23 protein-coding genes are annotated in these 24274 nt (G+C 68.3%); 2 read left to right on the forward strand and 21 right to left on the reverse strand.

What is annotated here, in order from left to right; all coding sequences use genetic code 11:
• Nucleotides 1-30: 30 nt before the first annotated feature.
• Both QSJ19_RS06020 and QSJ19_RS06025 read right to left on the reverse strand, forming a co-directional pair.
• Nucleotides 31-1194, reverse strand: coding sequence for an acyl-CoA dehydrogenase (locus tag QSJ19_RS06020; protein WP_286319019.1), 1164 nt, complete (start codon nt 1192-1194; stop codon nt 31-33).
• 122 nt (nt 1195-1316) lie between these two features.
• Nucleotides 1317-2132 carry a TetR family transcriptional regulator gene (locus QSJ19_RS06025; protein ID WP_286319021.1) on the reverse strand — a complete coding sequence of 272 codons (816 nt, stop codon included), beginning with the start codon at nt 2130-2132 and terminating at the stop codon, nt 1317-1319.
• A 135-nt stretch (nt 2133-2267) separates the two neighbouring features.
• Between QSJ19_RS06025 and QSJ19_RS06030 the strand changes: the two genes are divergently transcribed.
• Nucleotides 2268-4307, forward strand: a complete 2040-nt coding sequence (locus tag QSJ19_RS06030) for an acyl-CoA dehydrogenase family protein (protein WP_286319022.1) — start codon at nt 2268-2270, stop codon at nt 4305-4307.
• Between the two features lie 126 nt (nt 4308-4433).
• On the opposite strand, the gene QSJ19_RS06035 is transcribed toward QSJ19_RS06030, so the two are convergent.
• From QSJ19_RS06035 to QSJ19_RS06080, 10 genes are all read right to left on the reverse strand, one after another.
• Entirely contained in the window at nt 4434-5351 is a 918-nt protein-coding gene (locus QSJ19_RS06035; protein ID WP_286319023.1) for a hypothetical protein, read from the reverse strand.
• Between the two features lie 93 nt (nt 5352-5444).
• Complete coding sequence (gene mce1N, locus QSJ19_RS06040; protein ID WP_502876107.1) at nt 5445-6125, reverse strand: transport-regulating membrane protein Mce1N; 681 nt, start codon at nt 6123-6125, stop codon at nt 5445-5447.
• 65 nt (nt 6126-6190) lie between these two features.
• The gene (locus QSJ19_RS06045) at nt 6191-6610 is read right to left on the reverse strand and encodes a hypothetical protein (protein ID WP_286319024.1); all 420 of its coding nucleotides are present in this window, start codon (nt 6608-6610) and stop codon (nt 6191-6193) included.
• The gene (locus QSJ19_RS06050) at nt 6597-7370 is read right to left on the reverse strand and encodes an MATE family efflux transporter (protein WP_286319025.1); all 774 of its coding nucleotides are present in this window, start codon (nt 7368-7370) and stop codon (nt 6597-6599) included. Before QSJ19_RS06050 ends, QSJ19_RS06045 begins: the two co-directional genes overlap by 14 nt.
• A 147-nt stretch (nt 7371-7517) precedes the next feature.
• Complete coding sequence (gene hemB / locus QSJ19_RS06055; protein ID WP_286319026.1) at nt 7518-8495, reverse strand: porphobilinogen synthase; 978 nt, start codon at nt 8493-8495, stop codon at nt 7518-7520.
• A gap of 74 nt (nt 8496-8569) precedes the next feature.
• Complete coding sequence (locus QSJ19_RS06060; protein ID WP_286319027.1) at nt 8570-10258, reverse strand: bifunctional uroporphyrinogen-III C-methyltransferase/uroporphyrinogen-III synthase; 1689 nt, start codon at nt 10256-10258, stop codon at nt 8570-8572.
• A 114-nt stretch (nt 10259-10372) separates the two neighbouring features.
• Entirely contained in the window at nt 10373-11332 is a 960-nt protein-coding gene (gene hemC / locus QSJ19_RS06065; RefSeq protein ID WP_286319028.1) for a hydroxymethylbilane synthase, read from the reverse strand.
• Nucleotides 11329-12732 (reverse strand): glutamyl-tRNA reductase, encoded by a 1404-nt coding sequence (locus QSJ19_RS06070; protein WP_286319029.1) that lies wholly within the window; start codon nt 12730-12732, stop codon nt 11329-11331. Before QSJ19_RS06070 ends, hemC begins: the two co-directional genes overlap by 4 nt.
• Nucleotides 12729-13427: a redox-sensing transcriptional repressor Rex gene (locus tag QSJ19_RS06075; protein WP_286319317.1), complete on the reverse strand. Its 699-nt coding sequence runs from the start codon at nt 13425-13427 to the stop codon at nt 12729-12731. The genes QSJ19_RS06070 and QSJ19_RS06075 overlap by 4 nt, the downstream gene beginning before the upstream one ends.
• A gap of 179 nt (nt 13428-13606) precedes the next feature.
• Nucleotides 13607-13864, reverse strand: coding sequence for a glutaredoxin family protein (locus tag QSJ19_RS06080; RefSeq protein WP_286319030.1), 258 nt, complete (start codon nt 13862-13864; stop codon nt 13607-13609).
• Between the two features lie 254 nt (nt 13865-14118).
• Here QSJ19_RS06080 and QSJ19_RS06085 point away from each other — a divergent pair, with 254 nt between their 5' ends.
• A complete protein-coding gene (locus tag QSJ19_RS06085; protein ID WP_286319318.1) occupies nt 14119-15183 on the forward strand; it encodes an HAD family hydrolase in 1065 nt (354 codons plus the stop codon).
• A gap of 76 nt (nt 15184-15259) precedes the next feature.
• Here the strand turns inward: QSJ19_RS06085 and QSJ19_RS06090 are convergent, their stop codons facing one another.
• The 9 genes from QSJ19_RS06090 to QSJ19_RS06130 all read right to left on the reverse strand — a co-directional run bounded on the left by QSJ19_RS06090 (nt 15260) and on the right by QSJ19_RS06130 (nt 24248).
• Nucleotides 15260-16423, reverse strand: a complete 1164-nt coding sequence (locus QSJ19_RS06090) for a zinc-binding dehydrogenase (RefSeq protein WP_286319032.1) — start codon at nt 16421-16423, stop codon at nt 15260-15262.
• A gap of 110 nt (nt 16424-16533) precedes the next feature.
• Nucleotides 16534-17742: a lysophospholipid acyltransferase family protein gene (locus QSJ19_RS06095; protein ID WP_286319033.1), complete on the reverse strand. Its 1209-nt coding sequence runs from the start codon at nt 17740-17742 to the stop codon at nt 16534-16536.
• Between the two features lie 159 nt (nt 17743-17901).
• Entirely contained in the window at nt 17902-18957 is a 1056-nt protein-coding gene (locus QSJ19_RS06100) for an NAD-dependent epimerase/dehydratase family protein (protein ID WP_286319034.1), read from the reverse strand.
• Between the two features lie 186 nt (nt 18958-19143).
• Nucleotides 19144-19245 (reverse strand): 30S ribosomal protein bS22, encoded by a 102-nt coding sequence (locus QSJ19_RS06105; RefSeq protein WP_003402602.1) that lies wholly within the window; start codon nt 19243-19245, stop codon nt 19144-19146.
• 214 nt (nt 19246-19459) lie between these two features.
• Nucleotides 19460-19693: a helix-turn-helix domain-containing protein gene (locus tag QSJ19_RS06110; RefSeq protein WP_286319036.1), complete on the reverse strand. Its 234-nt coding sequence runs from the start codon at nt 19691-19693 to the stop codon at nt 19460-19462.
• Nucleotides 19694-19881: 188 nt separating this feature from the next.
• A complete protein-coding gene (gene proC / locus QSJ19_RS06115) occupies nt 19882-20742 on the reverse strand; it encodes a pyrroline-5-carboxylate reductase (protein ID WP_286319037.1) in 861 nt (286 codons plus the stop codon).
• Nucleotides 20743-20812: 70 nt separating this feature from the next.
• Nucleotides 20813-21667, reverse strand: coding sequence for a thioesterase family protein (locus QSJ19_RS06120; RefSeq protein ID WP_286319038.1), 855 nt, complete (start codon nt 21665-21667; stop codon nt 20813-20815).
• A gap of 47 nt (nt 21668-21714) precedes the next feature.
• Nucleotides 21715-22635 (reverse strand): sugar phosphate isomerase/epimerase family protein, encoded by a 921-nt coding sequence (locus QSJ19_RS06125; RefSeq protein ID WP_286319039.1) that lies wholly within the window; start codon nt 22633-22635, stop codon nt 21715-21717.
• 8 nt (nt 22636-22643) lie between these two features.
• On the reverse strand, nt 22644-24248 hold the full coding sequence (locus QSJ19_RS06130) for an Rv0497 family membrane protein (RefSeq protein WP_286319040.1): 1605 nt from the start codon (nt 24246-24248) through the stop codon (nt 22644-22646).
• Nucleotides 24249-24274: the final 26 nt, after the last annotated feature.

Here is a 24274-nt window from a genome sequence, read left to right on the forward strand (position 1 = left end):
GGTTCGGCGCTCACCGTGCGCGGGAGTTCGTCAGCGCAGCAGCGCGCGGCTCATGACGACACGCTGGATCTGATTGGTGCCCTCGTAGATCTGGGTGATCTTGGCGTCACGCATCATCCGCTCGACCGGGAAGTCGCGGGTGTAGCCGGCGCCACCGAACAGCTGCACGGCGTCGGTGGTGACCTCCATCGCGACGTCGGAGGCGAAACACTTCGACGCGGCAGAGATGAACCCGAGGTTCTTCTCGCCCCGCTCGGCGCGGGCGGCCGAGGTGTAGACCATCAACCGGGCGGCCTCCACCTTCATCGCCATGTCGGCGATCATGAACTCGACGCCCTGGAACTTGCTGATCGACTGGCCGAACTGCTTGCGGTCCTTGACGTATTCGATCGCCTTGTCGAGCGCACCCTGCGCGATGCCGACGGCCTGCGCGCCGATCGTCGGACGGGTGTGGTCGAGGGTCTGCAGTGCGGTCTTGAAGCCGGTGCCCTCGTCCCCGACGATGCGGTCCTCGGGGATGGTGCAGTCCTCGAAATAGAGTTCGGCGGTGGGCGAGCCCTTGATGCCGAGCTTCTTCTCCAGCGGTCCGACGGTGAAGCCCGGATCGTCCTTGTGGACCATGAACGACGAGATGCCGTTGGCGCCCTTCTCCGGATCGGTGACGGCCATGACGGTGTACCAGGACGACTTACCGCCGTTGGTGATCCAGCACTTGGAGCCGTTGATCACCCAGTTGCTGCCGTCCTTGCGGGCGCGGGTCTTCATCGACCCGGCGTCGGAGCCCGCCTCGCGCTCGGACAGCGCGTACGACGCCATGGCCTCACCGGAGGCGATCGAGGGCAGCACCTGCTTCTTGAGGTCGTCGGATCCGTTGAGAATCAGCCCCATGGTGCCGAGCTTGTTGACTGCCGGGATCAGCGACGACGACGCGCACACTCGTGCCACCTCTTCGATCACGATGCACGCGGCCACCGAGTCGGCACCCTGACCATCGTACTCCTCGGGCACGTGGATGGCGTTGAAGCCCGACGCCACGAGGGCATCGAGTGCCTCCTGCGGGAACCGGGAGTTCTCGTCGACGTCGGCGGCGTGCGGCTCGATCTCCTTCTCGGAGAGAGCGCGGATCGCCTCGCGCAGCGCGACGTGCTCCTCGGGCAGCTCGAAAACGGGGAAGTCGGGATTGCCGAACGCCATGATCACTCCTTACGACTCAGCGGCCACACTCTCCGATAAGCGCGGCACCGAGTGCCAATGTCCAGTTCCAATGTAGTGCACCACGGCACTCAGTGCCATGTCAATCTCCGCGTCTGTCACTCTCATTGTCCGCGATCGTCGCGGTCACCGCGTAGTTGTTCACCGACCTGTCGCATGATCTCCGCCGGCGGCGTCCCGGCGGGATAGGTCACGACCGATACGACCGTCCCGGTGGCGGGGACCTCGCGGTCCGAAGCGTCCGGACGCTTGCTGCCCGGGTCGTCGGCCCAGGCATCGAACGCGATGCGGGTGCGGTCGAGTTCGGTGCGCAGACGCTCGAGTGTGGCGTCGTCGTCGCCGCGGATCATCGCGCGCAGCAGATAGTTGTGTGCACCGGTCACGGCGGCCGCGTAGCCGACGATCCGTACCGGCGATTCCCCGGGCAGCCGCGTGCGGAGGAAGTCCTCGAAGAGCCGCTGGTATCGATAGGTGGTGACGAGTTCACGATCGCGCAGGGCCGGGACCCCCTGCACGATGCGGAATCGGCGGACGGCCATCTCCCGGGCGGCACGGAAGTGGCCGAAGACGAGTTCGGCGGCCGAACAGACCGCGATCCACGGGTCTCCCCCGGCGCCGTCGAGATGGGCGACGACCTGATCCAGGAGCGATTCGTGATCGGCGAAGATCACATCCTCCTTGGCCCCGAACTGCCGGAAGAAGGTGCGGCGTGAGATCCCGGCGGCCGCTGCGATCTGCTCGACGGTGGTCGACTCGTAGCCCTGCTCGGCGAACAGCCTGATCGACTCGGCGACGACGTGCACGCGGAAATCCGTGGGCCGCCCGGCGTCGGTCGGGTCGCCGGCGTCCGTTGCTGGATCGGTGTCGGCATTCGCGCGGTCGTTCGACGTGGTGATCGCGGAGGGGCGGCCGTCGGACATGGGGCAAGTATGGCGCACGGCGTCCGGACGGCAGCTCGGTCGCCCATTGATCCGGCCGTGACCATACCGTCGCGAACGTGTAGCGGGTGCCACAATCCGACCTACTGGCGGGTAGTTCGTACGTAACGTGGAGGCATGGCAACTCCCATCGAGAGTCCGCAAACACCCACGCCCGAGACGCGCGTGACCGACGATCCCGAGGTCGTCGCCCCGCCCGCACCGACCGACGACCTGTCCGACGATGAGCGCGCCCTGCTCGTCGACAACCTCCGTTACGTACTGGACGGACGCTGGCGCGGCACCCGCGACATGGTGCGCGAGAACGCCAACCGCGCCGACCTGCTGCCGGACCCGTCGAGGACGCTCGACGAAGCGCGGGCCCGCATGCTCGAGGAGATGCGCGAGTTGGCGCAGAACGGTTTCGCCTCAGCGGGTTTCGCGTCCGATCACGGCGGCACCGGGGACGTCGGGGCGTCGATCACGGCGATTGAGATGCTCGGCTACGCCGACCTCTCGCTGATGGTGAAGTCGGGCGTCCAGTGGGGACTGTTCGGCGGCGCAGTCGAGAACCTGGGCACCGCCCGCCACCACGACCGCTACGTCTCCGACATCATCAGTCTCGATCTGCTCGGCTCCTTCGCGATGACCGAGACCGGTCACGGGTCGAATGTCCAGGCCCTCGAGACGACGGCCACCTACGACCCCGAGACCCGCGAGTTCGTGGTGCACTCGCCGTCGCCGGCGGCGCGCAAGGACTACATCGGCGGCGCGGCCCAGCACGCGCGGGTGGCGGCCGTGTTCGCGCAGCTGATCACCGCGGGTCCCGACGAGGAGCCGTCGAGTCGCGGCGTGCACTGCTTCGTCGTGCCGATCCGCGACGAGGACGGCAACGACCTGCCCGGCGTCACCACCAGCGACTGCGGCTACAAGGGCGGGCTCGCCGGCGTCGACAACGGGCGCATCATGTTCGACAACGTGCGCATCCCGGCCGAGAACCTCCTCAACCGCTACGCCGACGTCGAGGCCGACGGCACCTACTCGTCACCGATCGAGAACCCGAACCGCCGATTCTTCACCATGCTCGGCACGCTGATCCGCGGTCGGGTCAGCGTTGCGGCCACCGCGGGCGCGGCGGGGCGCAAGGCGCTGACGCTGGCCACTCGATACGGGTTGGTGCGCAAACAGTTCGAAGCGCCGGACGCCGACAACGAGATCACCATCATGGATTACCTGGGCCACCAGCGGAAGTTGTTGCCGCTGATCGCGAAGTCGTATGCGATCGCGTGCGCCCAGAACGAACTGACCGAGGAACTGCACGAGGTGCAGTCGACGTCGCCCGACGACTCCGACGCCGGACGTCAACGCGAATTGGAAAGTGCGGCAGCAGGTCTGAAGGCGTATGCGACGTGGCACGCCTCGCACGCGATCAACATCAGCCGCGAAGCCTGCGGCGGCGCAGGGTATCTCGACGAGAACCAGATCTCGATCATGCGCGGCGACATCGACGTCTTCACGACGTTCGAGGGCGACAACACCGTCCTCACCCAGCTCGTCGCCAAGGAGTTGCTGTCGGCGTACGCCGAGGACGTCCGCGGGCTGTCGGCGGGCGGTTGGGTGAAGTTCATCGCCGGGATGGCCCGCGATGTGGTCGTCGAGAAGACCGCGGTGCGTCAGGTCGTGCAGACCTTGCTGGAGGGCTCCGACGAGGACACCGAGAAGTCGAACCTGACCAACCGCGGCACGCAGCTCCGGCTCTTCCGCAATCGTGAGGATCATCTGGTCCGCACCTGCGCGCAGCGGCTGCGTCGCGCGACCGACGACGAGAACGATCCGTTCGAGGTGTTCAACAACGCTCAGGATCATCTGCTGAAGGTCGGGCAGGCGCGCACCGAACGCATCGTGCTGGAGGCGTTCGTGCAGGCGATCAACGACTGCGACTCGCGATCGGCGGCGGAGCTGCTCGGCAAGGTGTGCGATCTGTTCGTCTACTCGGCACTCGAGGACGACCTGTCGTGGTTCCTCATGCACCGACAGGTGTCCGTGGAGCGGGCGAAGGCGATCCGACGCGGCGTCAACGAACTGTGCCTGGAGCTCCGGCCGCACGTGCACAGTCTCGTCGACGCTTTCGGCATCCCGGAGGAACTGCTCGCGGCCCCGATGATCCAGAACGGGTGATCGGGCGCGCATAGAGGCGCTGAGCCGCCCGCGCGGCAAATCCACATGGGGAACTTACATTCACGGGGAGATCCCCCATGTGAATGGCCAGTTCCCCATGTGGTTGCGGTTCGGGGGGCGCGGAGTCTAGGCGGCGATCCCGAGTCGCTCGAGCCACTCGCGAACCATCGGCACGACACGGTTGCGACGCAGATCCTCCCAGACCCATCGGATCACCATGATTCCGAGGCGACGGAGCGCATCCTCGCGTTCCTTCTCACGCCGCATCACGTCGAACGGCGTCTCTCCGGGACGGAGATGTTTCTGGTACTTGGCCATTCCGTCGAACTCGGCGACGAGTTTGCCGATCCAGTCGTAGTCGGTGCGGGCGATGAGTGTGCCTCGAGCGTCCCGGAACTCGTGCTGCAGCCGCGGGATCGGCAGGCCGGCGCAGATGATCTGCGCCCTGCCCCACGATTCGCCGGCGTTCTCGGAACCGGCGTCGGCGTGAGCAAGCGCCCGACGGGCCTGCGCGACACCGCGCTTGTGTCCGTCGAGGTACTCGCCGATGACGTCGCGGTCCGCACCTCTCCGTAGCGCCGAGTCCATGACCGCGAGCGCCGGGGCGAAGCCACCGCTGCACGCGATGTCGGCGGCCGTGCGCTCGATCGACGTCACCGGGATGCCGTCGATGACGGTGAGGTCTGCGTCGTCGAGGGTTCCCGAGTGGATGTGCCGACGCGACTCGAGACGCGCCCCCGTGGTGTATCCGGTACTGATGTGCACCCGCTCGAGATCAGGGTCGAGCATCGACAGGTCATGCATGGTCCCGGCGGTGTGGTGGCTGAGTGCGAAGTCGCCCGGGCTGAGCGTCACGGCGGCGATCGCGGTGAGTTTGTGCAGTTCCTCGGGTGTGCGGGTGAGCGTGGGTACGTAGGCGCCGGGCCAGATCCGGGCCAGGGTGTCGTCGTCGACGGCCCGCGCCAGTTGTTTGTCGGTGTATCCCTGGTCGATCGCGGTGTGCCGGTAGATGATGCCGTGGGAATCGGCTCCGAAAGGTGTCATGGAACTTAGACGCACGGTGCGTCCGATCGGCTCCCGTCGTGGCCAACCACATGGGGAACTGTCCATCCACACGGGGAACAACCCCCGTCGTTGTCAGTCCCCCGTGTGGTTGTGGCCGCGCGGGGGCAAACCCATCCGCACGGCCTGATGCGCCTCGGACAATTCGGTACGGAACCGTTCGACGTCGCGTGCCCAGGCCTGGGCGAGCGCGCCGTCGGCGAGCTCGACGCCGATCCCCTTGCGCCGTCGGGGAACGGCGGGGAGTTCGCCCAGGGCGCGGGCACTCTCCCACGTCTGCGGTTCGGGGCCGTTGCTGGCCGGGAGGATCTTCGTGATGTCCGACAACGGGATCGTGCGGGTGCCCTGCCGGAGCGTGGTCTCGGTGAGGCGGACACTCACGTGGGTCCGCGCAGCGTAGACCTGGACGAGCGAGAAGCCGATCAGGATGACCGCGAAGATGATGAGCACGGGCCAATGCACCTGGCCCGGTCCGGCGATCTCCATCGCAAGGACCGCGCCGATCAGCACCGGTCCGATCGCGACCACCCACCAGCTGCCGCCGGGTTCGTAGAACAGCAGTTCGCCTTCGTCGACGGGTTCGGGCGGGATGTCGTCGTCCGGGTCGGCGGCGGACTCATCATCAGCGGAGTCGGCGGCGGACTCGTCGGCGGCGGGGGTGTAGTCGGCGGGGGTGTAGTCGGCGGGGGTGTAGTCGGCGGGGTCGACATCGATGGCCGACTCGGCGCCGGCCGCCTCAGCGGTACCGTCGGGCACGACATCCGCCGTGCCGTCGTCGTTGCCGTCGTCGGTCCTTCTCGGTTCGTTCACCTCGGCGCGGCTCACTTCTTCTTGCTGGGCTTCTTCGGCGTGTCCGGTGCGTACCACGTGTCGGCTTCGGGACGGTAGGCCATCATCGAGCCGAACAGTCCGACTATCGCTGCCAGCAACGCGAAGGCCAGGATCGGCAGCCCGAAGCTGACCACGAGAAGCAGGATGACCACCACGAGCGTCAGGGCGGCCAGCGACGAACGCCACCGGACGTCGCCGACGAAGGCCTTGCTGCCGAGCAGGATGTACGCGACACCGATGATGCCGACGATCACGCCGACCCCGATGGGCAGCAACGTCGGTCCCGAACTGACGATCCCGATCACGATGAACAGGACGCCGAGCGCGGCGAGCAAACCGCCGGACACCGTCCAGCATCGGTAGGCCCAGACGACCTGTTTCGGCCGTTGAGCTGGATCAGGACTCACCACGGTTGTCGTTTCCTTCGTTCGACGGCGGCCGGTCGCCGGATGACTGGGCAGGATTGTGCGGGTACGGATGGTGTGATGGATTGCTGTGCTGCGGAGGGTTGGGCTGCGGCGCATTGTGTTGTGGAGGATTGTGTTGTGGAGGATTGTGTTGTCCGCCACCATACGTCCACGGGGGCGTCTGGCCCTGCTGATGGCCGGGACCGCCCGGCCACGCCGACGCTCCCGGGCCGGCGCCGGGCGGAGGGTACTGCGGGCGTCGACGATGAGCGGTCATGTCGCGGCAATACTGCTCGGACTCGCGTCGGAGGAGGAGCACCGAGCCGCCGAGCGCGGCGACACCGCTGATGATCATCGGGATCATCACCCATTGCGGCTCGATGTCACCGAACAGGGTGAAGACCACGTTGACAGTGATGAACACCCCCATCGCGGCGACGATGATCCGTGCCCAGTTGTAGCCGGAGCGTGTCATCAGGACAAGGAAGGTCGACACCGCCGTCAGGGCGACCCCGAAGATGGCGAGGACGACGATGAGAGTGCCGCTCGAGTTGAGCATCTCGACCTGCTCGGCCGGGGTGTCCGCGGGGAGTGTGCGGATCTGCCGATCCCAGGCGTCACGCAACCACGGGTACTGGCCGATAAAGGCGACGAGCTGACCGAGGATCACCACCGCCCACAGTTCGGTCGCGATGGAGATGGCGTCGGGCCGCTCGGGGCGGGTGCCCGGGTCCGTCGGCGCCGGATGGATCGGTGCGGTCATGGGTCCCAGGGTAGTGAATGGGGTTCCGACTGTGTTCGGCGCTCGATCAGCGGAGGTCGGCCCGCATCAGGGTCACCAGAGAGAGGAGTCGAGTGGATTATCCACTCATCGGGCCGCTGTGGTGACTCTCATGTTGACCGTTCAGGCCTACGTCAACCGGCCGGCCACTTCTGTTGCCCAGTACGTGAGGATGATGGATGCGCCCGCGCGTTTGATGGAGGTGAGCGATTCCAGGATGGCGGCGTCGCGATCGATCCACCCGCGTTCGGCGGCCGCGGTGATCATCGAGTACTCGCCGCTGATCTGATAGGCGGCAACCGGGACGTCGGCGATCTCGGCGGCATCGCGAACGATGTCGAGATAGCTCATCGCCGGTTTGACCATCACGAGGTCGGCGCCCTCCTCGAGGTCGAGGCGGATCTCGCGCAGGGCCTCGATCCGGTTGGCGGCGTCCTGCTGGTATGTGCGCCGGTCACCTTGCAGTGACGAGCCGACCGCCTCGCGGAACGGTCCGTAGAACGCGGAGGCGTACTTGGCGGCGTAGGCGAGGATCCCAGTGTCGGTCAGTCCCAGCTCGTCGAGTCCGGCACGGATCGCGGCGACCTGTCCGTCCATCATCCCGCTCGGTCCGAGCAGGTGCGCACCGGCCTGCGCCTGTGCGATCGACATCGAGACGTACCGGTCGAGAGTGGCGTCGTTGTCGATGCGGCCGCGGTCGTCGAGCACACCGCAGTGGCCGTGATCGGTGAACTCGTCGAGGCAGGTGTCGGCCATCAGGACGGTACTGTCGCCGAGGTCGTCGGCGAGGGCTCGCAACGCGCGGTTGAGGATGCCGTCGTCGGCGTCGGCGCCGGAACCGACAGCATCCTTGTCCGCCGCAGCCGGCACACCGAACAGCATCAGTCCGCCGACGCCGGCGCGGACCGCCTCGTCGGCAGCCTTACGCAGCGAGTCGAGGGTGTGCTGGACGACGCCGGGCATCGACGAGATGTCGCGCGGGGCATCGAGGCCATCGGCGACGAACATCGGCAACACCAGGTCCGACGGCGCGAGCGTCGTCTCGGCGACGAGGCGCCGCATCGCCGGTGTGGTGCGTAGTCGGCGGGGACGGATCACCGGTGCCATGTGCGCTTCCTCCTCGTGTTGCCCTTCGTGACACTCGCAAGCCCGCTCCTCAGGGACCGGATGGTTCGGCGACGTCAGGACCGCGAGCGACGCGACTTCTTGCGCGGCGGGGGCAGGGCGCCCTCGGCCCGCAGGCGTGCGGCGTGTTCGGCGAGCGCGTCGACCAGCTCGGTCACCGACGCGTTCTCCGGCTGCACGTCCACCCGCAGACCGAATTCCGTTGCGGTTTCGGCGGTCTTCGGGCCGATGCACGCAACGATGGTGCGCGCGTGCGGCTTTCCAGCGATGCCGACCAGGTTGCGGACCGTCGAACTCGAGGTGAAGCAGACCGCGTCGAAGCCGCCGGTCTTGATCATCTCGCGCGTCTCGGCGGGCGGCGGTGCCGCCCGGACGGTGCGGTAGGCGGTGACGTCGTCGATCTCCCAGCCACGCTCACGCAGGCCCTCGGACAGGGTCTCGGTGGCGATGTCGGCGCGCGGCAACAGGATTCGGTTGACCGGATCGAACACGTCGTCGTACGGCGGGAAGTCGTCGAGGAGTCCGAGTGAACTCTGCTCTCCCGACGGCACGAGTTCGGGCTGAATGCCGAAGGTGCGCACCTTCTCCGCGGTGGCCTCACCGACGCAGGCGATCTTCACGCCGGAGAACGCGCGGGCGTCGAGACCGAACTCGGCGAACTTCTCCCACACGGCACGCACCGCGTTGGTCGAGGTGAACACCACCCACTGGTAGCGTCCGTCGACCAATCCCTTGACGGCCCTTTCCATCTGGGCAGGACTGCGCGGGGGTTCGACGGCGATCGTCGGCACCTCCTTGGGGATCGCGCCGTGCGACCGGAGCCGATCGCTCATGTCGCCGGCCTGGTCCTTGGTGCGCGGCACCAGCACGGTCCAGCCGTAGAGGGCGCGCGACTCCCACCAGGAGAGCTTGCCGCGGTGTCCGACGACCTTGCCGATGGTCAGGATCAGCGGGCCGACGAGCGCGTTGCCCTGCTCGTTGAGCGTCGCGAGGGTGGCCTCGATGGTGCGCTGGGCGCAGGTGGTGCCGTTGACGGTGATCGCGACCGGGGTCTGCGCGGCCATGCCGTGTTCGGTCAGCGCGCTCGCGGTCTCGGCGAGGTGTCCGGCGGTGGCGTGCAGCACCAGCGGACCGGGCGCTGCGGCCAGGGCGGCCCAGTCGACACCCTCGGCGCGGACATCGGCCTCGGTGTGTGTGGAGCCGAGCGGCATCCCGGCGTAGCTCGGCACGACGGAGGCCGACGGCAGCCCGGGCAGGACCTCGAACTGGACCGATGACCGCGCGACGGCGTTGACCTCGGCGAGGACCGAGTCGGTGGTGAGGGGATCACCGGAGACGACACGAACGACGTCGTCGCCGGCCTTGGCCGCGGCGACGAGGGTCTTGGCGACCTCGGCCGGATCGCCCAGAGCCGGGTGGACCACGGAGGCTTCGTGCGCCTCGGCGGCGTCGCCGACGGGCTGTGTCGGCTCGGCGGAATCGGCCGAGTCCGCGCCGGCAGCGGCCTGGGCGGCCTCTTTGGCGGCGGTCTTGGTGTTCTTCGACGACCTCGACGTCTCCTCGGCGTCGTCGATGTGGGCAAAGCCGATCATGGCCACCACACCGGCGGGGACGTCAGGGTCGATGTAGGCGGTGGTCGCCTTCTCGATGACGTTGCGGGCGCGCACAGTCAGCAGTTCGGGATCGCCTGGTCCCGACCCGACGAACAGGATCCGCCCCGGATTGACCTTTTTCGTACGGCTCATGAGTTCGCACTCTCCTGCCCCTGTCGGAGCTGCAGTTCCTTCTGCTACCGGAGTTGCGAGACGGTGCGTGACCCCGAGGTCGCGACCCGCTCACCTCGGGCGCACAGGGCGCCGCTAGGCTTGCGAACCGCGGCCGACGAGCTCGGCCGCTCCCAGCTCCAGCAGTTCGGCGGCGAGATCCTTGCCGAGCTGGGCCGCGCGATCCACGGGACCCACCACCGAGGCCCGGATCACGTCCGATCCGTCCTCGGCCGCCACCGCCGCGCGAAGCGACAGTTCGGCGAAGATGCGCCCGTCGTCGTCGATCGACTCGACCACCTCGGCAATCGCCCCGATCGGTGCGGTACACCCGGCCTCCAGGGCCGCGAGCACCGCACGCTCGGCATCGATCGCCGCACGTGTGGACGCGTCGTCCAACTCGGCGAGTATTCTCACCAGTTCGGCATCGTCGGAGCGGCACTCCACGGCCAAGGCGCCCTGTGCCGGTGCCGGTAACAGCACCACCGGGTCGAAGGCCTCGGTGACCTCATCGGCTCTGCCGATCCGTACCAGACCTGCCCGGGCGACCACGACTGCGTCGAGTTCACCGCCGGCGACTTTGCCCAACCGAGAATCAAGGTTGCCTCGTAGGGGGCGGATTTCCAAACCGAGACCCAATGCTCTAAGCTGTGCCGCCCGACGCGGGGCCGAGGTGCCGACCGTGGACCCCGGAGGGAGCTCGCCGAGGACCATGCCATCCCTGCTGACCAGGGCATCCCTCGGGTCTTCGCGAGGCGGGACGGCGGGGATGACGAGTCCGGGTTCGGGTGCTGTCGGCAGATCCTTGTAGGAGTGGATCGCGACATCGACCTCGTGGTTCTGCAGTGCGGTGCGGATGGCGGTGGTGAACACGCCGACGCCGATCTCGGCCACGGGCGCCTGCGAGGCGTCGCCGGCGGTCTTGATGATGACCAGCTCGGCCGGGTGCCCGGCGGCGCCGAGGGCGTCGGCGACGGTCTGTGCCTGGGTGCGGGCCAGCAACGAACCCCGGGTACCGATGCGGATCGCGCCGGTGCCAGGGGTGAAGGGGCTCACTTCTCGGTCCGGCCGGCGCCGGGAGCGTAGCGAGCGGGCCGATTCTCATCGGCACCGGGAGCGAAGCCGGGGGCCTCGGGTGCGGAGACCGACTCGGCGGCGCCGGGCTTGAGTTCGAACAGTTCGCGCAGCGCCTCGGCGTAGTGATCGCCGTTGGGGGTCGAGGCGAGTTGCTTGACCCGCACCGTCGGCGCGTGCAGCAGCTTGTCGACGACGCGTCGCACGGTCTTGGCGACCTCGTCGCGCTGCGGGTCGTCGAGGCCGGGCAGGCGGGCGTCGAGGCGCAGGATCTCCGCCTCGACGACGTCGGCGGCGCGCTGCCGTAGTGCGGCAACGGTCGGGGTGACCTCGGCCTGACGCTGATGGGTCAGGTAGTCGGCGAGCTCGGTGGCGACGATGGAACGTGCTGCGCTGGTGTCGTTTTCGGCGGCCTGTGCCTCGGAGTCACCGCGCAGGCCTTCGATGTCGACGACGTGCACGCCGGGGAGTCGCCCGGCCGCGGGGTCGACATTGCGGGGCAGTCCGAGGTCGCAGATGACCAGTGGGCGGGTGCGGTCGCGGGCAGCAAGCGCGGAGTGCACCTCGCCGACGCTGACGACAGCACCGACCGATCCGGTACAGGCGACGACGACGTCGGCACCTGCCATGGCCTCCGGGAGATGTTCGAGTCCGACGCCGCGCACGGCCATCCCGTGGTTGGCGGCGACGTTGCCGGCGAGATGTTCGGCGTTGGCGACGGTGCGATTGACGACGACGAGTTCGCGGACACCCTCGCGCGCGAGTTGAGCGCAGGCGAGCCCGCCCATCGCTCCCGCGCCGACGACGACCGCCGAGCGGAGCGTGGGCTCCTCGGCGGTGGTGGCCCCGCCCAGTACGGACTGCGCACGATGCAGCGCAACGGAGACGACCGACGCGCCTGCCCGGTCGATTCCGGTCTCGGTGTGCACGCGCTTGCCGACGCGCAGCGCCTGCTGGGCGAGTTCGTGCAGCACGCGGCCTGCGGACTGATTCGCGTCGGCGTTGAGGTAGGCGTTGCGGATCTGACCGAGGATCTGCTGCTCGCCGACGACAAGGGAATCGAGTCCGGCGGCGACGGTGAAGAGATGTTCGACGGCGGCCTCGGAGTAGCGCACGTAGGCGTGACGGGTCATCTCGTTGACCGTCATGCCCGAGTGCTCGCCCAGGACGGAACCGACGGCCTCGAGAGCCGGGTGGAACGCGTCGACGACGGCGTAGATCTCGACGCGGTTGCACGTCGAGACGAGCATCGCCTCGGAGATCGCGCGCGACGAGAGCAGCTCGTCGACGATCTTGGGCCGATCGTGGTCGGAGACCGCAAGCCGTTCCAGCACCTCGACCGGTGCGCTGCGGTGCGAGACCCCGAACAACAAAACACTCACGCCGTCACCGTTTCCTCACCCATGACTGTCCGACGTCCACGCGATCGCGACGCGTTGAACGCCAACACCTGTAACTCCAAGGCTAGATCAACCTGCCTCACGACGACATCGGACTCCGTCCTCAGGGTCGTCGGCGTGACGTTGAGCAGTTGCCGCACGCCCGCCTCGACAAATGCGTCGCACGCCGTCTGTGCGTCCGGATCGGCGGTCGCGATCACGCCGATCTCGATCGGTTCGGCGTCGCGACCTGCGCAGACGTCGACGATGGCGGTCAGCGGCGCGACGGTCGGACCGCCGTCGTCGATGATGGTGCCGATCAGTCGCGGGTCGGCGTCGAACATCGCGGCGATGCGGAAGCCCCGTCCGAACCCGGCGTGTTCGAGAAGCGCCCGACCGAGACGACCGGCGCCGGCGAGGGCGACGGTGTGCGTGCTGTCGGTGTGCAGGGCGAGTTTGATGCGCGCGGTGAGCCGGCCGACGTCGTAGCCGACGCCGCGGACGCCGTTGGCGCCGACGTGGGTGAAGTCCTTGCGCAGGATCGACGAGTTGACACCCGCGGCGGTGGCCAGTTGGACACTGGACGCGACGAGTACGCCTCGTTCACTGAACGAGCGCAGGACGTGCAGGTAGGTCGCCAAGCGGGTGACGGTGGGCTCCGGGATGTCGGAGGAGATGTGCACGGACTCGGCTGTCACGGCGTCGCGGGAGGCGGATTCGTCACCCACGGCGTCGGCATGATCGTCTCCGACGGCGTCGGCGTCATGATCACCGTCGGGGTCCGAGGCCCTCGACGTTGTCGCTCTGCCGCTCACCCTGTGGTCACCTTCCGCCGCAGCTGATACCAGAGATCAGGGTATACCGCCCGATAACATGTTCACCCCCGGGTCGTCAGGTCCGCGCGCAGGCGTTGCTCGTCCACTTCCCAGTAGCTGTGTTCGTCGTCGTCGAGCAGGACCACCGGCAGTCGATCGCCGAATTCGGCGCGGAGTGTGGGGTCGCCGTCGGCGGCGGCGCGGTCGACGTCGACTTCGTCGAAGTCCGTGCCGAGCTCCGCGCAGATCCGGGTCAGGTCGGCACGCGCTGCGGCGCATGCCGAGCATTCCGCGCGGGTGAGCAGGGTCACCGTGGGCATGGTCGCCTCCTTCCCGTCCGCCCGGCCGGGGCGGTGTCGCGCCGATCAGTGTGTCACCCCTCGCAATCGGTGCCGACTAGGCTCGGCGTCGATAGTGTGGAGTTCCGGCACGGACGAGCGAGTGGAGGTGAGCCGTGGCCGAGGAGGTCTCTGGCTCCGGTGATGCTGACCGGCCCGATCAGGCGGGCGAGCGCCCCGAGGACCTCGTCGACGCCGGTTCGACCGGGGGTCCATCGGCGGGACCCGACGACGGGGTGGACACCACTCCGGGTGTCGACGTTATCGACGGCGAGGACTGGGAAGCACACGCCGACGCGATCGACCCCGATGGCGGCGACGACGACGCGGACGACTCCGACGACGACGAAGAGGCGTCCCGCGTCACCACGTGGATCTCCGAGCGGGCTCGCGCCACCAGCGGACGCTTCCGTCAGACCGCCCACGAGCTTCGACAGAGCCTCGCCGGCGAGGCCAGCGCCAAGGCCGCCGTCGACTCGCTGCGGTCACGTCCCTCCGATGACGTCGAACCCACCGACGTACCAAGGGATCTCACGGCTGCGGCATTCTTCGATGTGGACAACACCCTGGTGCAGGGCGCGTCGATCATCCACTTCGCGCGCGGCCTGGCCGCACACAAGTACTTCACCTACGGCGACATCCTCGATTTCGCGTGGACGCAGGCCAAGTTCCAGATCACCGGCAAGGAGAACGCCGACGATGTCGCCGAGGGCCGCGAGAAGGCGCTGTCGTTCATCGCGGGCCGTCGGACGTCGGAACTCGTCGAGCTCGGTGAGGAAATCTACGACGAGTACATCGCCGAGAAGATCTGGCCTGGCACAAGGGCTTTGGCGCAGCGGCACCTCGACGCGGGCCAGCAGGTCTGGCTGGTGACGGCGACGCCGGTCGAGCTCGCGCAGACGATCGCGGAACGCCTCGGACTCACCGGTGCGCTCGGGACCGTCGCGGAGAGCGTCGACGGTGTGTTCACCGGACGGCTCGTCGGCGACATCCTGCACGGGCCGGGCAAGGCCCACGCGGTCCGCGCCCTCGCGATCCGTGAGGGACTGAATCTCAAGCGGTGCACCGCCTATTCGGATTCACACAACGACGTTCCCATGCTGTCGCTGGTCGGCACGGCGGTCGCGATCAATCCCGACGCGGATCTGCGCGACGTCGCGAAGGTCCGCGGCTGGGAGATGTACGACTTCCGCACCGCACGCAAGGCCGCGAAGTACGGCGCGACGACGGCCCTCGTCCTGGGGGCGGCGGGTGCGGGTGCGGCGACGGCCACCCGCATGTTCCGGCAACATCGGGGCTGATGCCGGCTTATGTAGCCGCGAATCCGGTTGCCACCGGAGAAGTTTCGGATTCCGTTGCCCGGGGGGCTAGAGGGGGCTAGAGGTCGACGACGTCGGAGGTGGGATCGATGAGCACCTTGGCGTGGCGCTCGGCCGAGGAGAGGGCGTCGAAGGCGGCGGCGACCCCGCCGAGCCCGATCGTGGCGGTGATCAACGGACCCGGGTCCACCTTGCCGTCGGCGATCATGTGCAGCGTGTCGTGGAACTCTCCTGGGTCATAGGCGAACACGAAGCGGAGTTCGATCTCCTTGTTGATCGTCATCGCGGGACGGAAGGTGTCGGGTTGCATGCACACGCCGACGACGACGACCCGTGATCGGAACGGCGCATGCGACACGATGTCCTCGATGATCCCCGGCACGCCGACGCACTCGAACACCACCGGACCCTGCGGCGTCGCGCCGACCCGCTCGGCGACCCGCATCACCTTCGCCCACGGCACACCCGGGATGCGCTGCAGATCGTGCATGGCGGAGAACGCGGTGTCGAACAGCCCGGACGCCTGGGTGACGTAGCGCCGCTTCTGCGTCGCAGCCTCCCACGGTGAGTCGGTCGTCGGGTCGACGACGACGTCGGCTCCGCACCGGCGGGCGAGGTCGCGGCGTCCGGCGGACAGGTCGGCGGCGACGACCGACCGGACCCCGGCCGCCTTCAGCATCAGGATCACCGCGAGGCCGATCGGCCCGCAACCGATGACGACCGCGACATCGCGCTTGCCGACCTCGCCGCGTCGGACGGCGTGGTGGGCGACGGCCATCGGTTCGGTCAACGCGGCCAGGTCCGCCGACAGGCCGTCGGGAACGGGCATCGTCAGGTCCTCGGAGACGAGGAGCAGGTCGGCGTACGCACCGGGCGCCTGCGCGGACAGTCCGGTGAGGTGGGCGGCGTCACCGTGCTTGATCATCGGCACCGACACGACCGGGGTACCCGGGGCCCAGCGTCGACGACAGTCCGGACCGTAGGAGACGACGTCCCCGGTGAACTCGTGTCCCATGACGACGGACTCCGACGACCGCATGAACGCGTCGTAGCCGACCTCGTCGGCGACCGCAGCACTCTCGTCGCAGTGGGTGCGGGCGTGCAGATCGGAGCCGCAGATGCCCGCGCGGGTCACCCGGATGAGCACCTGGCCACGCCCCGGAGTGGGTGTCGGGAGGTCGACGACCTCGAGTTGCCCGTCCCGGCATGCCACTGCTCTCACGTGTTCTCCGCCCCCTCGTGACCCTTCGTGATGCTCGCTGCGCTCGCTCCTCAGGGAGCAGGCGAACGCGCGGCAACCCGGCTCCGCGAGCGGGCCGACGCGGTCCCTGCTCAGCCGAAGTAGACGCTACCGCGACGACTGAGCATCCGGAACAGCGTCTGCTGGATCTCCTCGCGCACGTGGTCGGTGAGGTCGAAGACGACCATCGGGTCGTCGGCGGAGGACTCGTCGAACGATCCGGTCTCGATGGGGCGGCCGAAGTGGATGTGCCACTTCGACGGCAGCGGGACCACGCCGAGCGGTCCGAGCCACGGGAAGATCGGGGTGACCGGGAAGTACGGCAGGCCGAGGATCTTCGCGAGCGGCTTGAGGTCGGCGAGCATCGGGTAGATCTCCTCCGACCCGACGATCGAGACCGGGATGATCGGCGCGGCATTGCGCAGGGCGGTCGTCACGAAACCACCCCGGCCGAATCGTTGCAGCTTGTAGCGATCCTTGTAGAGCTTGCCGATCCCCTTGTACCCCTCGGGCCACACCGCGGTGAGCTCGCCGGCGCGCAGCAATCGATCCGCGTCGTTGTTGCACGCGAGGGTCGCGCCGATCCGGCGTGCCACCTCACTCACGCCCGGCGTGTCAAACGCCATGTCGGCGGCCAGGACTCGGAGATAGCGATTCGTCGGATGGTTGTCGCGGACCGCGAGGGAGGTCATGATCGCGTCGACCGGGATGGTGCCTGCGTGGTTGGCGACCAGGAGGGCGCCACCCTCGACCGGGAGATTCTCGATGCCGGTCACCTCGACCCGGAACCACTTCTCGTAGACCTGCCGGACCGCGGGGAACCAGACGGACTCGGTGAAGTGCGGGTCGAACCCGAACTCGTCGACCTCGTACTCCCCGGTCATCCGCTCCCGGATGAACCCGGCCGTCGCGGTCAGCGAGTCGGCGACTGCGCCGCGGATCCCCGACAGAGAGAAGAGCGGACTGGACCGCGAGGGTCCGAGATGTTCGACGCCGAGCGTCTCGGCGGGCAGCCGGACGTCGTCGCTGATCGGCGTGACCGCCGCGGGAGGACGACCGAAGCCGTCGGTGTTGGGATGCCCGAGTTGCCCGGACTCACCCGGTTTGCGTTGCGTCGCAGGAGAATTGACGGCGTCACCAGACTGCTGACTGGGATGTCGCCGGCGGCCCTGATCCCGCGATGCACGACGGCCGCCAGGCGCCTGCGCGTCACCGCCGGGAGTCGCATAGAGCTGGATCACCTTCGCGGTACGTGCGTCGGTCACGCCGCCACCTGCCAAGCTTCTCACCCCTGCGTCCATTTGATGGATTGATCACCACGCGGCCACGGGCAACACGAACGATGCTACGCGGAATCCGCCAGTGGGTCTGTCGTCCAAGTCTAAAGGTTGGATTCGCGTTGCGCTCGATTGTGCCTCATCCCACGCTGACATGCCGAACCGGATTCACTGGTGTTGATTTCATTGCAATTGATGCGCAGTGGCGACCACTTTTCGCTCGAGTGAACGCCATGAATCGGGTTCGATCACCGCCGACGACCCGCCCCGCTCGATGAAGTCGTCGACGGTCTCGGCGGTCGAGAACCGCGGCGCGAAACCGAGTTCCGAACGCATTCGCGTGGTGTCGAGAACCCTTCCGTACGTGAGGTATTCGGTCTGGCTCGATCGCAGCTTGGCCGACCGCAGATCCTGGAACACGCCGGTGATCGGTGCGAGCAGGCTGCTCGGCACCGGGAGTTCGATGTGCCCGATTCGTCGGATCGCCTGGGTCAGACTGACGACGCCCTCACCGGCGACGTTGAAGGTGCCGGTCTTGCCTGCGAGGGTCACGTGCTCCATCGCTGCCAGCGCATCCTCCTCGTGCAGGAACTGCAGACGCGGCTGATATCCGATCACCGTGGGCACGATCGGCAACGACAGGTACGAGCCCATGCGGGTGTTGATCCTCGGACCGAGGATCGCCTGCAGCCGGACGGTCGTGACGTCGATGTCCTGACGACGTCGCGCCAGGCCACGCACGTAGCCCTCGATGTCGAGCAGGTCGCGACCGTAGCCGCGTTTGGGTTCGCGCCGTGCGGGAGTCTCCTCCGCGAAGTGCGACGGGTCGTGCGCGCTGGCGCCGTAGACCATGGCCGTCGACCGCAGGATGAGCCGTTTGACCGACGGACTGCGCTGACAGGCCGCGCAGACCTGCATCGCGCCCACCACGTTGAACTCCTTGATCGCCGAGGAGTGCGGCGCGGTGTCCATGATCGACGTCGCGGCATGGACGACGGTGTCGACCTCGTAGCCCGCGATGGCCTTCGCGATCGCAGGCCGCCGGATGTCCAGGCGCAGGAACTCGGCACGGCCCATTCGGCGCATGAGGTCCTTGCGCGGAACCCGGGAGTCGACGGCGAGGACCCGCTCGATCGCCGGATTGGCCGCCAGTCGCGCGACGAGGTAGCCGCCCAGGAACGTGGAGGCACCGGTCACCAGCACCGTCCGCGGGGTCGGTGCAGGGCTCTCGTCAGACATGTTCCCAGGCTAACCGGGAGGTGGGAGGGTTCGCCCGGTGACGGCGGTCAACACCCTGCTGCAGGGGCCGGGGTGGCCCGGGTGTGTTCGACGGATTGCGGAGAAGATCCCGGCAACCGCCCCCCGAAAACACGAAGAACCCGCGACGAGGCGGGTTCTTCTCGACGTCGGGACGCCGCGAGTCGACTATTTGCCGAGTTTGCGACGCTGCACCCGGGTCCGCCGCAGCAGCTTGCGGTGCTTCTTCTTCGACATGCGCTTGCGACGCTTCTTGATCACTGAACCCATTTGGGTGCTTCCTCACGGTTGACGCGGTTTCCACTGATTGCTCTGGTGTGCCCAGCCGGTGCGTGACGCAACGCGGGGGCATCAGCACGCGAACTGCCACATTACCGGTCGGTGTGGAACAGGCGAAATCCGGCTGCCGGAAATGCCACGACTCCCCCGCCCCGTCACACCGCTCGGGGTGGACGGTCGAGGGAGTCGAACGAGTCGGGTGAGGTCAGCCGACGTCGAAGTACGAGGTCTCCAGATAGTCGTGCACGGCCTTGGCATGCACCCGGAACGAGCGGCCCACGCGCACGGCCGGCAGTTCACCGCTGTGCACGAGCCGGTACACCGTCATCTTCGAGACGCGCATCAACGATGCGACCTCGGCGACCGTGAGGAACTGCGAGCCCGAGGCCGCATTGCTCACCGCGCCGGTCCTGTCACCAGGCTTTTCTGCAGATGCCATGAATTACTCATACCTCCGGAGCACGCGTCGCGGCCGCCGGCTTCCCCTCCGGCGGACATCAGACACGCACGTGCTTAAAGGAGCTTAGCGTGGCTGATGTGAAAAAAGCGACGTGAGTTGTGTGAAAATTGCGCCGAAAGTGACGACGACCCCAACATGCTGGGGTTTTCACGGCCTCCGACCACAAATCATGGGGTGTCCGTGTCGCCCCGATTACCCTTCAAACCCTCAACGTCTGGTCGATGCCCGGCCTTCGCGCTCGCCGCCGCGCAGGCCCGCGTCGCCTGGTAGACGCCGTGCCGGAAACCGTTGGCCTCGAATTCTCGGATCGCGGCGGCGGTCGTGCCGCCCGGGGAGGTGACGGCGGCACGCAGGTCGACCGGGGACAGCCCCGACTCGCTGAGGAGGAGGCCGGCGCCCTTGACCGTCTGAACAGCGAGTTCGGACGCCTGCGCGCGGGTGAGGCCCAGTGCCACGCCGGCGTCGATCATCGACTCGGCCATGAGGAACACGTAGGCCGGGCCCGAGCCGGAGATCGCGGTGACAGCGTCCATGTGCTTCTCCGGGACCACGGCGACCTTGCCGACGGACTCGAGCAACCGCACCACGGCGCCGAGCTGGTCCTCGTCGACGTAGCGACCGGCCGACACCGCAGACATGGCCTCGTTGACCAGCATCGGCGTGTTCGGCATGACGCGCACGACCGGCGACCCGGCCTGCAGTGCGTTCTCATAGCGGGAGATCGGGATGCCGGCGACCAGGGTGACGGTCACGCGCTCGGATTCCGCGTCGTCGTCAGCACCGGAGAGCTGACGCAACACCGCGTCGACGTCGTCGGGTTTGGTGGCGAGGAAGACGTACTGCGCGCCCTCGGCCGCCGACGTCACGTCGGTGACCAGGACGCCGTACTCCTCGGCGATCTCCTTGGCCCGCTTCGGCATCTTCTCGGCGACGACGAGGTCCTTGGTCTGCTTGCCGGACTGGATCAGGCCGGCCAGCAGTGCTTCGCCGATCTTGCCTCCGCCGACGATGGCGATGCGTTCGGTCACGGGTGATTGCCTTTCTGGAACCGGTGTCTGGGTAGAGGATCTGGGTCGCGGCGGGTCGCCGGGACGTGGGTCAGGAACGCTGCGGGATGAGGGCCAGCTGCCGCGACTGGGCGACGATCGTCCCGGTCGAGTCCATCACGAGATGATCCTCCTCGAACATCCCGGGGCCCACCTCGGTGCTCGTGGCCGCGAACCGCAGCCAACCCGGCGCGGGATGTCGCCGCACGTAGGTCGTCAGCTGGACCGTCGGCGCCCAGCCGAACAGCGCCAGGTTCATCACCACCGGGGGCGAGATGTCGCAGACGAGGACCGCGAACCCCGTGTCGGCGTCGCCGCTCTTCGGTCGCGCCCACCCGCGGACCACCGGCTCACCGGTTTCCCCACGCACGATCGGGAACGTCGCGGCGTCGAGCACCAGATCCATCGCCGGACCGAGATGGTTCACCTCGGCGACCGGCGAGTCGTCGAGCGCGATCCCGTCGGCGGGCGGCCCGGCCGGTGTGCCGTCGAGCACGGTCGACGACGAGTGATGCGGCGCACCGGTATCCGGCCGCGCGCACGTCACCGACGACGACACCGTCGTCCGCCCGTTCTGCACCGCGTCCACGGTCATCACGGTGACCGTCCGGCCGCGTTTACGCACGAGCACCTCGAGATCGATCTCGGCGGCGTCGGGCGCGTGCAGATAGTCGCTCGCGATGGCGACCGGGATCTTGGGCGCGTCGTGATCGTCGGCGGGGTCCGACGGGCCCAGGTCGGCAAGTGCACGCTCGGCGGCCGCGGCGACCACCATCTGCAGGCTGCCGCCGTGCACCTTCGGACCGATGGTGAACACGGGATCGATCACCGCGCGATAGGTGATGCGGTCCGATCCGGATCGCGACACCTCGGTGAGGATGCGTACGTCGTCAAGCTTTCGGGTCATCGTTCCGCTCTTGGTCGCGTCGTGGGAGGCGCGTGGCGCCGGCGCTCTCAGCCACGTTCTGATCGAACCCGCCCGGGGCCGTCGGACCCCAACCCCCGGGCGAGGTGCTGTCGCGCAAAATCTAGCGAACGACCCAACAGCGCACTGCGTTCGGGTTTGGTGCGGGCCGCACTCGTGGTGACCTCCAACACAACCGCGCCGTCGAAGTCGCTCTGCGCCAGCCGTCGGCACACCTCGGCGCAGGGCTGATTGCCGTCGCCGGGCAGGAGGTGCTCGTCGGTCGCGGCGCCGTCACCGTCGGCCAGATGCAGGTGTGACAGGGCCGACCCCATCCGCTCGAACATGCCCAGCGCATCGGCGCCCGCGGTCGCGGTGTGCGACAGGTCGAGGGTGTAGTGCGCGTAGCCGTCGTCGGTCGGGTCGATCGACTTCCCGAACGCCGACGCCGCCAGACCCGGCCCACCGCGGTCGAGGAGGCGCCGCGCGGATCGCTCCCCCGCCCCGAAGAGGCGATCGGCACGCATCGGGAACATGTTCTCCACCGCGATCGCGATACCACTGTCCTCCTCGAGTTCGGCGACCATGTCGTCGAACCCGACGACGTACGCACGTTGCCAGCGGAACGGTGGGTGCACGACGACGGTGGAGGCACCCAGATCCTCGGCCGCCTGGACCGAGCGGGACAGCTTGACCAGCGGATCGCGCCCCCAGACCCGTTGGGAGATCAGCAGACACGGCGCATGGATGGACAGCACCGGGACCTGATAGCGCTCCGACAGGTATTCGACGTGGGCGATGTCCTGGCTGACCTGCTCCCCCCACACCATCAGCTCGACGCCGTCGAAGCCCAGCTCCGCCGCATAGGCGAAGGCCGCTTCGGTGTTCTGCGGGTACACCGACGCCGTCGACAGACCGATCGGGATGTCGGCCGCGTCGTGCGGCGAACCGGGCGAGGCAGGTGCGGTCACGGGAGCGGCTAGGTCGCCAGCAGCACGAGCGGGCCGATCGTGACGATCAGACCGACGCCGAGTGCGAGCAACGTGGTGGTCAGGTCCTTTGTCCGCCGCACCAGGTGAGCGAAGGTGACGATGCCGAAGATCACCAGCACTGCGAGCACCAGCGCGAAGTAGACGTTCCACTTCCACAGCTCGGTGAAGCCCCAGAAGAGTCCGACGCCGACGGCCAGCCCGGCGAGCGCCTGCCCGATGATCAGCAGCCACGCGACCACGGGCGACAGCTCACGGCCCGGATGGTCGGACGCCTCGGCGTCTGCGGCGGGTGCTGCCACGGTCGGCTCGGGATCGTCGGTGACCGGCTCGGACCGAACCGCAGGCGCCTCGGCGGCCGGCGCAGGCGCCTCGCCGGCGACGGACGTGCTGGTGAGGTCGTCGGTGTCGAGGGTGCGGTCGGTAGGGACCGCACCGAGTCCGGACAGGTCGGTGGCGGTCGCGTCGCCGGTCACCGGTGGTGCGCTCTGCGGCGTCGGCGCGTGGTCGGCAGCGGTGTCGATGTCACCGTCGGCGATGGCGGTTCCGGTGTCCTCGACATGGGTGTCGTCGACAGGGGTGTCGTCGACGAGGGCGTCGGAGACGTCACCGGTGGGTGTCTCGTCGGGGGCCGGGGTCGCGTCAGGGGACGGGGTCGGCGCGGCGAACACAGACGCGGCGGGCACCGCGGGCGCGGTCTCGTCCGATCCGTCGAGCTGCTCTCGCCGGCGGGCGGCGGCCGGTCGTGCGGTGCGATCGGCCTTCTTCTTCCGCCAGCCGCCGAAGCGTCGTTTCTTGGGTTCGGGTTCGTCGTCCTCGACGTCCGCGAAATTGCGGTACGACTCGAAGTCGTCGTCCATCACCTCGGCGAAACCGCTGGTCGGCCGGGCGCCGGGGTCGTTGGCGGAATCGGCAGAGGGCGCCGACAGCTCCGCGAGATCGACATCGTCGGACTCGACGACGGCCAAACCGTCGGAATCCTGATCGCCGACGACAGGGATGATGCCGGTCACCGCGTTGGCGTTCGCGTCGTCGGCCATCCGACCGGCGACCGCCGACGAACTGAAGTCACGGGTCGCGGGCTGCGCATAGCCGGGCATGCCGCTCGAGGTGGGCCGCGCCGGCCGCTCACCGAACGGTCCCGCGCCGTCGGCCGGGCCACGGCCGGACGCCGCGGTCGGGCGATCCGCGATGGGGCGGTCGTCGGCGTATCGCCGTGCGACGGGGTTGGCCGAACGCGGGAACGCGCCGGTGTCGCCGAGGGGACGGCCGACAGGTGTGGTCGGACCCGTCGTGGGCCGCGCCGAGGTGGGGTCCGGGGCGGAGCGGGTCGTCGCATCGGAAGGTCGCGATGTGTCGGGTCCGGTTGTCGGCTCGGCCGACTGCACGCGCGGGATCTCGCCGGTCAGTTCCGAGACCGATACCGATCCCTCACGTCCGACGCGACGGCGACCGCGCCCTTCACGTGGTGTGCCGGCGCCTGCATCGCCCTGCTCACGGCTGCGCGCCAACAACTCCGAGACCGAAATCGGCCGGGAATCGGGTGCATCCGACCCGCGCTGTCCTTGCCCGCCCGTTTCCGATTCGTTGGCCATAGAGTGCGCTCTCCGTCCTCGAGATC

It is taken from the genome of Gordonia sp. ABSL11-1, assembly GCF_030315685.1.
In the GTDB taxonomy this organism is placed as follows: domain Bacteria; phylum Actinomycetota; class Actinomycetes; order Mycobacteriales; family Mycobacteriaceae; genus Gordonia.

Bases quoted from the DNA above. Each gene is read 5' to 3' on its own strand.
- hemB (WP_286319026.1), bottom strand. From the start codon at position 8,495: ATGGCACCGGTGATCCGTCCCCGCCGACTACGCACCACACCGGCGATG.
- QSJ19_RS06095 (WP_286319033.1), bottom strand. From the start codon at position 17,742: ATGGACGCAGGGGTGAGAAGCTTGGCAGGTGGCGGCGTGACCGACGCA.
- QSJ19_RS06110 (WP_286319036.1), bottom strand. From the start codon at position 19,693: ATGGCATCTGCAGAAAAGCCTGGTGACAGGACCGGCGCGGTGAGCAAT.
- QSJ19_RS06035 (WP_286319023.1), bottom strand. From the start codon at position 5,351: ATGACACCTTTCGGAGCCGATTCCCACGGCATCATCTACCGGCACACC.
- QSJ19_RS06025 (WP_286319021.1), bottom strand. From the start codon at position 2,132: ATGTCCGACGGCCGCCCCTCCGCGATCACCACGTCGAACGACCGCGCG.
- QSJ19_RS06030 (WP_286319022.1), top strand. From the start codon at position 2,268: ATGGCAACTCCCATCGAGAGTCCGCAAACACCCACGCCCGAGACGCGC.
- QSJ19_RS06105 (WP_003402602.1), bottom strand. From the start codon at position 19,245: ATGGGTTCAGTGATCAAGAAGCGTCGCAAGCGCATGTCGAAGAAGAAG.
- QSJ19_RS06060 (WP_286319027.1), bottom strand. From the start codon at position 10,258: ATGAGCCGTACGAAAAAGGTCAATCCGGGGCGGATCCTGTTCGTCGGG.
- QSJ19_RS06120 (WP_286319038.1), bottom strand. From the start codon at position 21,667: ATGACCCGAAAGCTTGACGACGTACGCATCCTCACCGAGGTGTCGCGA.
- QSJ19_RS06050 (WP_286319025.1), bottom strand. From the start codon at position 7,370: ATGACCGCACCGATCCATCCGGCGCCGACGGACCCGGGCACCCGCCCC.
- QSJ19_RS06130 (WP_286319040.1), bottom strand. From the start codon at position 24,248: ATGGCCAACGAATCGGAAACGGGCGGGCAAGGACAGCGCGGGTCGGAT.
- QSJ19_RS06080 (WP_286319030.1), bottom strand. From the start codon at position 13,864: ATGCCCACGGTGACCCTGCTCACCCGCGCGGAATGCTCGGCATGCGCC.
- QSJ19_RS06100 (WP_286319034.1), bottom strand. From the start codon at position 18,957: ATGTCTGACGAGAGCCCTGCACCGACCCCGCGGACGGTGCTGGTGACC.
- QSJ19_RS06020 (WP_286319019.1), bottom strand. From the start codon at position 1,194: ATGGCGTTCGGCAATCCCGACTTCCCCGTTTTCGAGCTGCCCGAGGAG.